Source organism: Sandarakinorhabdus sp. FBCC-B8862 (assembly GCF_059745315.1).
This window is the reverse complement of record NZ_CM185574.1, coordinates 2,152,923-2,167,124: the sequence shown is the minus strand read 5'-3', so window position 1 is coordinate 2,167,124 and position 14,202 is coordinate 2,152,923. Positions and strand designations below refer to the sequence as shown.

The following is a 14,202-nucleotide window of genomic DNA, read 5'->3' as shown; positions in this document are numbered from 1 at the left end:
CAAATCGTAAAATTTTGACCAAGGCTGCCAAAAGCTTTCCATTCTTGCCTTTTGGCGATCAGCCCGGCGGGGCGGATGGCAGCACAACACCCTGGTCGACATGCAACCAGCAGCCGGCAACAGCATCAAACAGTGCCGGATCGGTGCCGGTCATCCACGCCTGCACGCCCATGCCGGCCAATTGGCTGAACAGCGCCGCTCGACGGCCGGCATCCAGATGCGCAGCAATTTCATCGAGCAGCAGGATCGGAGGGCGGCCCTGGCGATCCGCCACCAGCCCGGCATGGGCCAGCACGATGGCGATCAGCAGCGCCTTCTGCTCCCCGGTGGAGCAGGCAGCGGCCGGCATTGCCTTGGTCTGGTGGGTGACGATCAGATCGGCGCGGTGCGGCCCTTCGATGGCGCGCCCCGCAGCGGCATCGCGCGCCCGACCCCGCGCCAGCCGGCCGGCCAGATCATCGGCATCATTGCCGGCAAGCGCGATCAACGGGCGCGCAAACGGGCCATCGGGCGCAGCCGCCAATGCATCCGCCAATGCAGTCAGCACATCGGCTCGGGCGACGGCGATGGCGGCGCCATGGCTGGCCATATCCGCCTCCAGGCCGGCCAGCCAGACGGGATCGGCCGGCGCATCGGCAGCGAGCAGGCGGCTGCGCTCGCGCATCGCAGCCTCATAACGGCTGACGCGCTGGCCGTGACCGGGGTGGAGCGCCAGCACCAGCCGGTCGAAAAACCGCCGCCGGGCCGAGGCGCTGTCGCTGAACAACCGGTCCATCGCCGGGGTGAGCCAGACCAGCGCCAGCCATTCGCCCAGCGCCGCCGCGGTTGCCGCCGCACCGTTGATCCGCACCAGCCGGCGATCGGGTGCATCGGCCGCCGTGCCGGTGCCCAGTTGCACCGGGCCGTCCGGGCTTGTCAGGCTCGCGGCCACGCTCCAGCCGCCGGGGCCGCCATGGCGCGCCACAGCCGACAAGGCCGCCCCGCGCAGGCCACGGCCGGGCACCAGCAGCGAGATGGCTTCCAATATGTTGGTCTTGCCGGCGCCATTCTCCCCGGTGATCACCACCAGGCCAGGCGCTGCGGCCAGGCTGGCTGCGGCGTGGTTACGAACATCGGTGAGGGCAAGGCGGGTAATCGCCGTCACAGATCAAGCAGACGGTGCTTGCCGGCGTCGAAACGGTGGTAGGGAATGGGCCGCGTCGGGTCGCTGAGCCGCGCCGCCACATCGGCGAGGATAGCGCGGGTGATGCTGGGCAGGTCCAGCCTTTCCGCCTCGTCCCAGCTGAACCAGGCAATCTCGTCGAGCTCGCCCGAGCCGCTGGTGGGATCAAGGCTGACCAATGCTTCCGCATCGGCCATGAAGAAGCGCGCATCAAAGCGGCGCGGCCGCACCGGCGGCGTGATGGCGCGGCCCACGAACTGCAGCGGCGCCAGATGCGGGAGATAGCCGAGGCCGAGGAAGTCCCGCCATTCCGGCGAGCGTGTGCTGCCCTTGCCGGGCTGGCCCAGCACCAGGCCGGTTTCCTCGAACAGCTCGCGCACGGCCGCCGCCGCCAGGGCGCGCGCGCGCGGCGGCGGCGCGGTGCGGCACAAGGACGTGGCGACATGATCGGCCAGTTCGCTGGCAACGGGCACGCGAAAATCGCTGGGGTGGATGCGCCCGCCGGGGAACACCCATTTCTGCGCCATGAAGACATGGCCGCGCGCCCGCCGGCCCATCAGCACGCGCGGTGTGCCACCATCGCGGCGGATCAGCAGCAGGGTGGCGGCATCCTTGGGCCGCAGCGAACGGCCCGGCAGGATCGGCACATTGTCTTCATCGACGCGCATGGTGTTTCCCTAGCGCATCCAAGGCCGTCACACCAAGGTCATCAGTGCCTGTGCGGTATAATCGGTCAATTCGCCAAAGCGGCCGTCCCGCACCTTGTGCGGCCAATCCGGATCGACGATCAGGGCGCGGCCCACCGCCACCAGATCAAATTCGTCGCGCTCCAGCCGGGCGAGCAGATTGTCGATGCTGGCCGGCTTTGATGCTTCGCCGCGCATGCCAGCGACGAATTCGCCCGACAGGCCGATGCTGCCCACCGTGATGGTGGGCGTGCCGGTGAGCTTTTTCGCCCAGCCGGCGAAGTTGAGGCCCTCCGGCCCGTCAATCTCGGGGAATTCCGGTTCCCAGAAGCGGCGCTGCGAGCAGTGGAAGGCGTCGGCGCCAGCTTCGGCCAGCGGAGCAAGCCAGGCCAGCAGCTCATCCGGGCTGGGGGCGAGGCGGAAGCCGAAATCCTGCTGCTTCCATTGCGACAGGCGGATGATCACCGGGAAATCAGGGCCAACAGCGGCGCGCACGGCCTTCAGCAGTTCGGCGGCAAAGCGGGCGCGTTCCGGCAAGGTCGCACCGCCCCAGCGCCCATCGCGGCGGTTGGTTTCGCCCCAGAAGAATTGATCGATCAGATAACCATGGGCGCCGTGCAGTTCGACGGCATCAAAGCCCAGCCGCCTGGCATCACCGGCGGCGCGGGCGAAGGCGGCAATGGCATCGGCCACGTCTTCATCCGACATCACGCGGCCGTTGGTCTTTTCGGGCATGTAGAGGCCCGACGGGCTTTCGGCTTCTTCGGCCTTGGGGTTGCGGCGGTTGGGCAGGGCGCCGACATGCCACAGCTGCGGTGCGATCTTGCCGCCTTCGCCGTGCACGGCCTTGACCACCTGGCCCCAGCCATCAAGGGCCGAACCGAAGAAATGCGGCACATCGGGATCATTGGCCGCGCCGATGCGCTCCACCGCGGTGCCTTCGGTGATGATCAGGCCGACGCCGCCGGCCGCGCGCTTGCGATAATATTCGGCGACATTTTCGCCGGGCTGGCCCGCCGGCGAGAAGCTGCGCGTCATCGGGGCCATGGCGATGCGGTTGGGCAGCGCCAGGCCGTTGAGGGTGAAGGGGCGGAAGAGGGTTTGCGTGCTCATGGCCGCTTCCCTAGCGGATCGGGCCGGAAATGCACGCCTCTCAAAAGTTGACCCCCGGCACCGGGGGCGGGTGCCGGGGGTCGTGTCTGCGCTCGTCACGCATGCAGCCACTGGTGGTTACGCGTGCAATCCGGTCAACAGGGGGCAAAACCCGGATCGCCGAACAGCGGCTACACGTGGGTTATGACTGATTCGACCTTGCCCGCCCATGAACGGGGTGTTTGTTTCCGTTCAGATTTCAGCGCGCCGCCTTGCGCGGATCGGCAAAGCCCCAGTTCACGCCGGCCATGCTGGCGCCATAGCGGACATTGGCCAATCGCACCTCGCTGCGGCCGCCTTGCGCATCCAGCGCAGTCCAGCCAGCCAGCGCCAGGCCGCCGGGCGCCGCGGCGGAGCGGGTGAAGCGGATGTGCAGGGTGCCAAACTCCGGCCGCTTGGGATCGCGGGCGAGCACTTCGACTAGGCCGGGCGAATCGAGCGTGATGCGGGCGAGCGGCGCCAGATCGGGTTCGGCGGCCAGCAGGATCTGCAGCGGCGTCTTGCGGACCGGCCAGCGGCTGACCTGCTTCACCTCATAATCAACAAAGGCCAGCGTGCGGCCATCGGCGACCAGCAGCATCGGCGCATTGTCATACTGGAACCGCACCTTGCCGGGGCGCGCCAGCCACAATTTGCCCGGCAATGTGCGGCCATCGGCCCCCTGCTGCACGAAATCGGCCGACAGGCTGGTCGTGCCCTTCAGCGATGTGGCGACATCAGACAGCGTGGTGGCGCCGGCCGGGGCGGCCAGCAACAGGGCAAGGGGAACAAGCATGCGCATGGCCGCGCGCCTTACACGGCCGCGGCTTCATGCGCCATGAACGGATCAGGCTGCCGCGCCAAGATACCCCAACTGCGCCGCCTTGAAGATCGTCTGGCTGCGGTTGACGGCGTTCAGCTTTTCGCCGGCATTCTGGATGTGGAAACGCACGGTGGCGTGGCTGCGCGACAGGATCAGGCTGATTTCCTTGTCGGTCTTGCCGATGCTGGCCCAGCGCAGGCATTCCACCTCGCGTTTGGTGAGTTGGCAATCGCACGGCAGCCAGCGGCGGGTGCGGTGCGCCTTCACATAACCGGCCAGGAAACGGTGGGACATCAGGGCGAGCGGATCGCCCCAGGCATCATATTCGGCCGACAGGTCGGAGCGGCCCGGATCGCGGCTGACAAAGCAGACCGCGCCGATCTGGCCAAAGGGCAGGTGCACCGGCACCACGATCGCGGCCTTGGTGAGCGCGCGCTTCTCGAAATTCTCGAGGTTCATCTCGTCGAGATAAGGGTTGGGCTGGCGGGTGTAGAAGCCGCTGGCATTGGCCCAGAACACCTCGCTTTCATAGCGGCAGGCGCGCGGCAGCGGCGAGGACAGGGCGAGCTTTGAATCCTTCCACCAATGCTCGTTCTCGCCGGTCCAGCCGAACACATCAGCGGCCAGGATATTGCCTTCGGCATCCTCCATCGGGTGTTTGGAGGCGATATTGTCCGACGCGATGACATGCAGCCCGCCGCAGCCGAGCGCGATGTCGCGCAACGCTTCGGCCGCCCGGCGCACATCGGCCATCGACCGGACGGAGACAGCAGCAAGATTGGCACGCAGATCCATGACGTCACTCCCCAGCGCGTTTCGGAGAAGGGCCTGGCCTCTGACGGGCCGTGTGGTTGCCCCTGTCCCTATCGATTTCGGGCGGGAAGTAATCACAGCCTTGACCTGACGGCAATGGCCTTTCGGTGCGGCGTGCCGGCTTGCCTGATATTGGCCGTTCAATGTCTTGCATCGGCTTTTGCCTTTGCTACCCTGTGTCGCACTGGGGGGATTTTGCTGTGAACGTTCCATGGCACGCACTGCGCCGCAGCAGGGGGTTGGCGATGCTGGCCTGGCTGGTGCTGGCCGTGCTGGGCAGCGAATCGGCCGTTTGGGCCGCCGGGCACGACCGGGCGCTGCACCAGGGCGTGGCGACCTGCGCCGGCTCCACCTGCCATGGCCGGCAGGAGGCCACCGGCCCGCGCGTGCGCCAGAACGAGGTGATGACCTGGAGCGACCCGGCCAGCCTGACCGGCGTGCACAGCCGCGCCTGGAAGGTGCTGATGGAGCCGCGCGCCCAGGCCATCGGCCGCCGGCTGGGCATCGCCAATGTTGCCGCCAGCCCCGAATGCATCAATTGCCACGGCGATCCCGCCCCGGTTCGCGGGCCGAAGTTCCAGCAATCGGATGGCGTTGGTTGCGAGGCCTGCCATGGCGGATCGGTGAACTGGCTGGCCAGCCATGCCAGTGTGAAGGCCAGCACCGCCGACAACGTGGCGCGCGGCATGTGGGCGATGCACAACCCCGCCGTGCGCGCCGGCGTTTGCCTGGATTGCCATTTCGGATCGGACAAGCCGGGCCAGTTCGTGTTTCACCGCATCATGGCCGCCGGCCACCCGCGCGTGGCGTTCGAGTTGGACCTGTTCACCAGCCTGCAATCGCACCATGATGAAGACGCTGATTATCGGGCACGAAAAGGGATTTCCGGCGGCGTGAAGACCTGGGCGGTGGGCCAGGCCATGGCGGTGGAACGGGCGCTCAGCCTGCTGCCCGCCACGTCGGCAGGGCTGACCGGGCCGGATTATTATTTCTATGATTGCCGCAGCTGCCATCGCACGTTCAGCGATGATCCGGCCGCCCAGCTGGTGGCGCGCAGCAACGGCTGGCGGCCGATCCCACCCGGCCAACCGGTGTGGAATGACGAGCAGATGATCATGCTGATGGCCGCTGCCCGCGTGGCGGCGCCCGATCTGGCGCGCAGCCTGGAAGGCCAGAGCCGCGCCTTCCACGCCGCGCTGGGCGGTGACCGGGTGGGCGCGTTGAAGGCGGCGGCGGCGTTGAAGGCCACGGCGGGCACTCTGGCCCGGCGCTTTGCCGGGGCCAGCTTTGACCGGGCGCAGAGCTTTGCGCTGATCGAGGCGGTGCTGGTGGGCAATGCGCCGGCCTACACCGATTATCAGGGCGGTGCGCAGGCGGTGATGGCGGCGGACACGCTGCTGAATGCGCTGGTGGCGGCCGGCCAGGTGGACCGGGCGGCGGCGCTGGCACTGCGGCCCGATCTTGACCGCGCTTATGCGCTGGCCCGCGATGCCAACCGCTGGGATGCGCCAGCCTTCCGCGCCGCGCTGGGCCAGATTGCCGGCCGGGCGCGGGCACTGAAATGACGCCGGCTGTGCGCATCACGGCGGGCGTTGCAGCGGCGGCACTGCTGCTGGCCGGTTGCGGCGGTGGCGGTGCGCCGTCCACCCCGGTGGCGGTCAGCCCGACGCCGTCGCCCGGGGTCAGCCCGGCCAGCGTGTTCACCCGCCCGGCTGCCGAAGCGCTGACCACCGCCGATGTGCAGGCGATCATTGCCCGCGCCGCCGCCGAAGCAACGGCGCGCAATCTGCCGGCGGTGATTGCCGTGGTCGATCGGGTGGGCAATGTGCTGGCCGTCTATCGCATGGCTGGCGCGCGCGCCACCGCCACCACGCGGCCCAACGCCAATGGCGCCAATATCGATGCCCAGGGTGTGACGGTGCCGGCCGAGCTTGCCGCCATCGCCAAGGCCATCACCGGCGCCTATCTGTCGTCAGGCGGCAATGCCTTTTCCACCCGCACCGCGTCGATGATCGTGCAGCCGCATTTCCCGCCCTCGGCCCGCACGGTGGGGCTGGAATCCGGCCCGCTTTATGGCGTGCAGTTCAGCCAATTGCCCTGTTCCGATCTGGTCACCCGTTTTGGCGTGGGCAGCCCGATGATCGGCCCCAAGCGCTCGCCGCTGGGCCTCGCCGCCGATCCCGGCGGCTTCCCGCTCTACAAGAACGGCGTGGTGGTGGGCGGTGTCGGCATCATGGCCGATGGCGATTATGGTTTTGACACCGACGTGACCGACACCGACGTCGACGACGAGGAGCATATTGCGCTCGCCGCCACCACCGGGTTCGAGGCGCCTGCGACGATCCGGGCGGAGCGGATTTCGGTGGATGGCACATTGCTGCGCTATAGCGATGCGGCGGCGGCGGGACTGCGCGCCACTCCGGCCAGCGCGCCCGGCTTTGCCAGCCTGACCGGCAGCCTGGTGGCGGTGGCCGGCTTCAACGCCGCCAGCATCGTGGCCGGCACCCCCTATGGCAGCGAGGCCAGCGGCGTGCGGCCGGCGACAGCGGCGGAGTTCAACCATCCCGATGCCTATGTGCTGAGCGACGGGGCCGGTGCCAACCGCTACCCGGTGCGGGCCGGCAGCGATGCCGGCGACGTGGCGCAGCCGCTGACCGCTGCCGAGGCCCGCGCCATCCTGGAAGAGGCCTTTGCCATCATGGCGCGCGCCCGCGCCCAGATCCGCCAGCCGCTCGACAGCCGGGCGCAGGTGTCGATTTCGGTGGTGGACACGCGCGGCGCCGTGCTGGGGCTGGTGCGTTCGCCGGATGCGCCGGTGTTCGGCATCGATGTCTCGCTGCAAAAGGCGCGCACAGCGGCCTTTTTCTCCAACCCGCGTGCGGCTGCCGAACTGGGCGCGGTGGTGACGGCGGCCGGTGCACCCGATGCCAATGTGCGCGATTTCGTCAGCAAGACCAATGCCTTCTTTGGCAACACCGGCTTCCTCACCGGGCAGGTGGCGGTGTCAAACCGGGCCATCGGCAACATTGCCCGCCCCTATTTCCCCGATGGCGAAGCCGGCCGGCCGCCAGGCGCGCTGAGCCGCGATATCAGGGGCTGGTCGCCCTTTTCCACCGGCCTGCAATCGGCGCTGATCGTGCAAAATCTGGTGCAGGTGCTGGGCGGCGGCGATCCCAGGCAATGCAGCTTCCTGCCCAACACGCCGGGCGGGCAGAACCGGTTGGCCAATGGCATCCAGATCTTCCCCGGCGCCGTGCCCATCTATCGCGGCGCCACGCTGGTGGGGGCGATCGGCGTGTCGGGCGACGGCATCGATCAGGATGACATGATCAGCTTCCTGGGCACCAGCAATGCCGGGCTGCGTGTGGGCGGCATCGGCCTGCCGCCAGCCAGCATCCGGTCGGATCAGGTGCAGGTGCCGGTGGCGGGCGCTTCGCCGGTGCGGCTGCGCTTTGTTGGCTGCCCGTTTGCGCCCTTCCTCGACACGAGCGAGAACAATGTCTGCCAGGCGCGCTGAGTGGCGCAGCCTCGTGCTGCTGGCGCTGCTGGGCAGCGCGGGGCCGGCCGTGGCCAAGCCGTTCGGCAAATGGTTTGATTGCTATGCCAAGGTGGAACCGCCCAAGGACCGGCTGCCGGGCGAAGAGGCCGCACCGCCGGCCGATCCGGACGCCGGCAATCTGCCCGGCCGGTGGGTGCCGGGGATGGGCGGGCCGCAGACATGGGACCCGGTGGTGCAGGCCAACCAGGGCGCGGTGGCCTGGCCGAAGCAGGGCGATTTTCCCGCCGATCATCTGCCGGTGCCGGATCGCTGGCGGCTGATCGAAACGCTGGGCCTGGTCAAATCCAACTGGAAAGACCCCTATAACCAGAACACGTTGAAGGGCGATCGGCCGATCTGCGGCACGCACGACCTGTTCCTGCAGTTGACCGCGATTTCCGACACGCTGGCCGAACCGCGCAGCTTCCCCATCCCGGTGGGCGTGCAGACGACGGAGCGGCCGGGCAACAATGATGTGTTCGGCCGGCAATATAGCGAGGTGTTCGCGCAGACCTTCATCCTGGGCGCGGCGCTGACCAAGGGCTCGACCGCCTTCAAGCCGCCCGAATATGAACTGCGCGCGGCGATTGCCTTCAACGTGAACCATGTCGATGTGCCGGAACAGCGGGTGCTGTCGGTGCTGCCGTCGAAACGGTCCCTGCGCACCGATGCGTTCGTGGGCGTGCAGGAATTGTTTCTGGATTATCACCTTCGGAACACGTCGGACCGCTATGATTTCGATTCGCTGCGTATCGGCATCCAGCCCTTTTCCAGCGATTTTCGCGGCTTCCTGTTCCAGGACAACCAGCTGGGCGTGCGCCTGTTCGGCAACCGCGACAACAATCGCTTCCAATATAATCTGGCGGCCTTCTGGCGGCTGGAGAAGGATACGAATTCGGGCCTGAACGCCGTGCTGCGCAGCCCCCGCCGTGATGCGCTGTTCGTCGCCAATCTCTATCGCCAGGATCTGCCGCTGCCGGGGATGACCAGCCAGGTGAGCGCCATCTGGAACATCAACCGCGAGCGCAATGATGCGCAGGTGGATACCAACGGCTTCCCGGTGCGGCCGGCGCTGCTCGGCACCCTGCGCGGCCGCAGCTATGATGTGGTGTATCTGAGCTACAACGCCGATGGCCATATCGGCCGGATCAACCTGTCACTGTCGGCCACGCATGCGACAGGCACCAACCGCAACAACATCTTCACGGACCGGCGGGCGAAGATCAACAGTTGGTTCGTGGCGGTCGAGCCGAGCTATGACCGCGGCTGGGCGCGCTTCCGCGCCTCGGCGCTCTATGCCTCCGGCGATTCCAACCCGTATGACGATGTTGACAGCGGCTATGCGGCGATTTTCGAGAATCCGCAGTTTGCCGGCGCCGACACGAGTTACTGGGTGCGCCAGACCACCCCCTTTGCCGGTGGCGGCCGCGCCATTTCGGTGAACAGCCGCAACGGCATATTGAATGATCTCAAATCGTCCAAGGAACAGGGCCAGGCCAATTTCACCAACCCCGGCACCATGTTGCTGGGCGTGGGCGCCGATTTCGACATCTTGCCCGAACTCAGGATCAGCGGCAGCGCCAACCATCTGTGGTTTGCCACCACCGCCGTGTTGCGGGCGCTGCGCGTGGAAGGGACGATCCCCAAGGATATCGGCTGGGATCTGTCGACGGCGGCGACATACCGCCCGCACTTCAACCAGAATCTGGTGTTCCGCCTGTCAGGCGCGGTGCTGAAGCCCGGCGCCGGTTTCCGCGACCTGTTCACCAATTCACCCCGCACCGGCCATTATTATTCGGTGCTGTTCAACGCTGTGCTGGCTTATTGATCATGCTGAAACGGCTCGCCCTGTTGCTGATCCTGCCCCTGATGGGGATGGCGATCGCGTCGGAAGGCGAAAAGCCGGTGCCGCGCGATTATGCCCATGTCCGCGCCCCCGCCGCGCCGAAATGGCAGACGCAGGCGCAAGCGGATGCCAAATCGGCCGGCTGCATCAGCTGCCACACGGCGAGCGACGAGGCGACGATGCACGCGCCCAAATCGGTCGTGCTGGGGTGCACCGATTGCCACGGCGGCGATGCGAAGATCATCGCGCCGCCGGCGCTGGCGATGGGCGATCCCAATTACAGGAAGCTGCGCGACGATGCCCATGTGCTGCCGATGTTCCCGGAAAGCTGGCACTTCCCGTCGTCGGCCAACCCCAAGCGCAGCTACACCTTGCTCAACCGCGAGAGCCCGGAGTTCGTCCGCTTCGTCAACCCGTCTGACTATCGCGCCGCCCGCGATGCCTGCGGCGCCTGCCACATGGAGATCATCGAACGGGCCGAGCGCAGCCTGATGGCCACCGGCGCCATGCTGTTCGGCGGCGCGGCCTACAACAACGGCATTCTGCCCTACAAGAACTACGTCCTGGGCGAGGCCTATTACCGGCCGGGCCAGACGGCCGGCATGCTGGGGGCGTGGAACGGCGATGCGTCGGGCCATGGCGAGCTGGGCCTGAAGCATGGCGATGATCATCATGCCGCGGGCGGCGGCCATCATGACACCAGCTTGCCCGGCCTGATGTTCAGCCCCGGCGCCAAGGGCATTGGCGCGCTTTCGGATGCCGAAAAGGCGCGCGGCGCCCTGCCCTTCCTTGCCCCGCTGCCGGCCTGGCAGGTGATCCCGCCGGCCGATATCTTCCGCGTGTTCGAACGTGGCGGCCGCAACATCAACCCGACCTTCCCGGAAATCGGCCTGCCGAACAGCCTGGGCAGCATCCAGCGGCTGGAAGAGCCGGGCCGGCCGGATATCCGCCAGTCCAACCGTGGGCCCGGCACCGGCCTCAGGATCGCGGTGCCAGTGATCAACATCCACAAGACGCGGCTGAACGACCCCTTCACCTGGTTCATGGGCACCAATGACCAGCCGGGCGATTATCGCACGTCGGGCTGTGGTTCGTGCCACATCGTCTATGCCAACGACCGCGAGGTGCGGCACTCGTCGGTCTATGCCTCCGCCGGCCGTGACGGGCAGAGCCAAAGTGCCGATCCGACGATCCGGAAGGACGAGCCGGGCCACCCGATCAGGCACAGTTTCACACGCGCCATGCCGTCCAGCCTGTGCATGAATTGCCACATGCACCAGCCCAACATGTTCGTGAACACCTACTATGGCTACACGATGTGGGATTATGAAAGCGATGCGCCGCGCATGTGGCCGGGCACGGACAATCCCTATCCCAAGCCGGCGGGCATGTCCGACGCCGAATATGACCGGCTGTTCAAGCGCCAGCGTTATCCCACCGCCGCCGAAGTGCGGACAACCAACGAGCGCAACCCCGAAGGCGCCGCCGCCCATGGTGCGTGGAGCGATCTGGATTTCCTGCGCACGGTGAACGACCGCAACGACAAGATGAAGGACACCCAGTTCGCCGATTATCACGGCCATGGCTGGAACTTCCGCGCCGTTTACAAGCGTGACCGCGAGGGAAATCTGCTCGATGCCGGCGGCAACATGGCAAGCTGGGGCACCGACACGGCCCATATCGTCGCCAATGATGATCCGGAAAAGTTCCGCAAGGCAGGTGGGCCGCAGTTCACCAAGCCCGCTGCCGTGCCCGGCCCCGGCCAGCCCGGCAAGGCGGTGCACTTGATGGACATCCACACCGAAGTGGGCATGCAGTGCGCCGATTGCCATTTCGCCCAGGATGCCCATGGCAATGGCTTCATCCACGGCGAAGTGGCCAACAGCGTGGAGATTGGCTGCAAGGATTGCCACGGCACCGCCGATGCCTATCCCAGCTTGCGCACCTCCAACCTGGCCGCACCGCCGCCGGGCACCGATCTGTCGAACATCCGCAACCCGGATGGCCGGCTGCGCTTTGAATGGGGGCTGCAAGATGGCCGCCGGGTGTTGTGGCAGCGTTCGGCCAGCGATCCGGCGTTGGTCTGGCGCGTCAAGCTGGTGAAGGACAGCGTTACCCGCGACCACCCGGATTTCAATGCCAAGGCGGCGCGGGCCAAGTTGATGGGCACGCTGGTTGCCACTGGCGGAAAAATGTCATTCGGCCCCGGCGTGGGCGATCGTGCCCACAAGGACGACAATATGGCCTGCTTTGCCTGCCACACCAGCTGGACCACCAGCTGCGGCGGCTGCCACCTGCCGATCGAGGCCAACTGGAAATCGACGACGCACAAATATGAGGAGCAGGAGACCCGCAACTTCGCCACCTACAACCCGCAGGTGGCGCGGGACGAGATGTTCCAGCTCGGCCGCCACCAGACGAGCAAGGGCGGCATCATCGCGCCGATCCGTTCCAGCTCGGCGCTGATCCTCACCTCCACCAACATCAACCGCGAGCGCATTTATGTGCAGCAGCCGCCGATCGCGGCGTCGGGCTTCTCGTCGCAGGCCTTTGCGCCGCACTTCCCGCACACGGTGCGCACCCAGGAAACCAAGACCTGCACCGATTGCCACGTGAGCGAGGATGACGACAACAATGCCATCCTCGCCCAGCTGACGCTTCAGGGCACCAACTTCGTCAATTTCGTTGGCATGCACGCCTTCTTTGGCCTCGACCGCGCTGTCGAAGCGGTGCGGGTGACGGAGTTTGGCGAACCGCAGGCGGTGTTCGGCTCCTATCTCCATCGCTATGCCTATCCGGATTTCTGGAAGCTGCATGTGGAGAAGAACAAGCGCGAGCTGATCAACTGGACCCGCGGGCGGGTGTTCGACAAGCGCCTGTCGGGCGAGACCAACCCGACCGAGGACATCCGCAACATCACCCAGGGCACCAGCGGCGAGGTGCGCTGCATCCAGAACCGCGGCGAATATCTTTATGTTGCCGAAGGCCGGGGCGGCTTTGTCGCCTATGATATCGCCAATCTGTCGAACAAGGGCGTTTCGGAACGCATCGTCAAGTCGCCCTACTCGGCGCTGGGCCATGATGCCCAGGTGAAGACGGCGAACGCCACCTGCATGGCGATTGCCACCAACCAGCCGATCAGCGTGCCGCGCAACGACAGGATCGTCGGCGAGCAGGAGGCCCGCGCCGCCGGCAAGCTGCTGGCCGATCCTTTGGCCGGCTATAACCAGGAGCAGAAGATGCACGAGATCTACCGCTATGCGGTGGTGACCGACAGCATCGAGGGGCTGGTGCTGGTGAATTTCGACACGCTGACCGATGGCGAGCCGCGCAACAATTTCCTGAAGCGGACGGTGCTGGAAGGTGGCCGCACGGCGTGGAACCCCGATGGCGTGCTGAACGATGCCCGCCACATCACGCTGGCCGGCCACATCGCCTATGTGACGACGCCGCGCGGCCTGGTGGTGGTCGATCTGGACAATCCCCGGGCGCCGAAGCTGGCGGCCAGTCTGCCGCTCAATGACGCGCGGGCCAGCGCCGTGCAGTTCCGCTATCTGTGGGTGACGACAGCGAATGGCCTTGAAGTCTTCGATATCGCCGACCTGAAGCGGCCGGTCCATCATCCCGAAGCCACGCTGGCGATTGCGGACGCGCGCAAATTCTATCTGGCCCGCACCTATGCCTATGTCGCCGCAAAATCGGATGGCCTGGTGATCGTGGACGTGAAGAAGCCGCTGGCGCCCAAACTCCACCAGCGCTTCACCGCGAACGGCACGTTGAATGATGCCGAGGATGTGGTGGTGGCCAGCACCAACGCCACTTTGTTCGCCTATGTTGCCGATGGCCGCAACGGCGTGAAGGTGCTGCAGCTGACCAGTCCCGACAGCCAGCCCAATTTCTATGGCTTCTCGCCCAAGCCGATGCCGGAGATGATCGCCTTTGCCCGGACGCCCAAGCCGGCTCTGTCGGTCGCCAAGGGGCTGGACCGTGACCGGGCGGTGGACGAAACCGGCGGCCAGATCGCCATCTTGGGTCGCCTTGGTTCCCGGCCGTTCAACCGCAAGGAGACGGAACGCTTCTTCATCGGCGAGAATGGCCAGCCCTATCGCGTGACAGACCGGGTGGATATGGGGGCCTGGTCACCGCTCCGGAAATAGGGTGAGGCTGCCTACTTGCGCCAGCATGACAGGGTGAAGGTGCGGA

Annotated in this window: 9 protein-coding genes; 4 read left to right on the top strand and 5 right to left on the bottom strand. The window is 66.6% G+C overall.

From position 1 onward, the window contains the following. Nucleotides 1–58: 58 nt before the first annotated feature. The 5 genes from recF to AC6BOR_RS10460 all read right to left on the bottom strand — a co-directional run bounded on the left by recF (nt 59) and on the right by AC6BOR_RS10460 (nt 4,597). The gene (gene recF, locus AC6BOR_RS10480) at nt 59–1,144 is read right to left on the bottom strand and encodes a DNA replication/repair protein RecF (RefSeq protein WP_498058395.1); all 1,086 of its coding nucleotides are present in this window, start codon (nt 1,142–1,144) and stop codon (nt 59–61) included. Beyond that, nucleotides 1,141–1,830 (bottom strand): NUDIX hydrolase, encoded by a 690-nt coding sequence (locus AC6BOR_RS10475; RefSeq protein WP_498058394.1) that lies wholly within the window; start codon nt 1,828–1,830, stop codon nt 1,141–1,143. The genes recF and AC6BOR_RS10475 overlap by 4 nt, the downstream gene beginning before the upstream one ends. 27 nt (nt 1,831–1,857) lie before the next feature. After that, a complete protein-coding gene (locus AC6BOR_RS10470) occupies nt 1,858–2,961 on the bottom strand; it encodes an NADH:flavin oxidoreductase (RefSeq protein ID WP_498058393.1) in 1,104 nt (367 codons plus the stop codon). A gap of 238 nt (nt 2,962–3,199) precedes the next feature. Next, nucleotides 3,200–3,781, bottom strand: a complete 582-nt coding sequence (locus AC6BOR_RS10465; RefSeq protein ID WP_498058392.1) for an outer membrane lipoprotein carrier protein LolA — start codon at nt 3,779–3,781, stop codon at nt 3,200–3,202. Between the two features lie 45 nt (nt 3,782–3,826). Further along, a complete protein-coding gene (locus AC6BOR_RS10460) occupies nt 3,827–4,597 on the bottom strand; it encodes a helix-turn-helix transcriptional regulator (RefSeq protein WP_498058391.1) in 771 nt (256 codons plus the stop codon). A gap of 263 nt (nt 4,598–4,860) precedes the next feature. Between AC6BOR_RS10460 and AC6BOR_RS10455 the strand changes: the two genes are divergently transcribed. From AC6BOR_RS10455 to AC6BOR_RS10440, 4 genes are read left to right on the top strand one after another with little or no spacing between them, the layout of a single operon-like run. Beyond that, nucleotides 4,861–6,180: a multiheme c-type cytochrome gene (locus tag AC6BOR_RS10455; protein ID WP_498058390.1), complete on the top strand. Its 1,320-nt coding sequence runs from the start codon at nt 4,861–4,863 to the stop codon at nt 6,178–6,180. Nucleotides 6,181–6,188: 8 nt separating this feature from the next. Beyond that, the gene (locus tag AC6BOR_RS10450; RefSeq protein WP_498058389.1) at nt 6,189–8,132 is read left to right on the top strand and encodes a heme-binding protein; all 1,944 of its coding nucleotides are present in this window, start codon (nt 6,189–6,191) and stop codon (nt 8,130–8,132) included. Beyond that, nucleotides 8,113–9,981 carry a hypothetical protein gene (locus tag AC6BOR_RS10445; protein ID WP_498058388.1) on the top strand — a complete coding sequence of 623 codons (1,869 nt, stop codon included), beginning with the start codon at nt 8,113–8,115 and terminating at the stop codon, nt 9,979–9,981. The genes AC6BOR_RS10450 and AC6BOR_RS10445 overlap by 20 nt, the downstream gene beginning before the upstream one ends. 2 nt (nt 9,982–9,983) lie before the next feature. After that, complete coding sequence (locus AC6BOR_RS10440; RefSeq protein WP_498058387.1) at nt 9,984–14,156, top strand: LVIVD repeat-containing protein; 4,173 nt, start codon at nt 9,984–9,986, stop codon at nt 14,154–14,156. Nucleotides 14,157–14,202 lie beyond the last annotated feature (46 nt).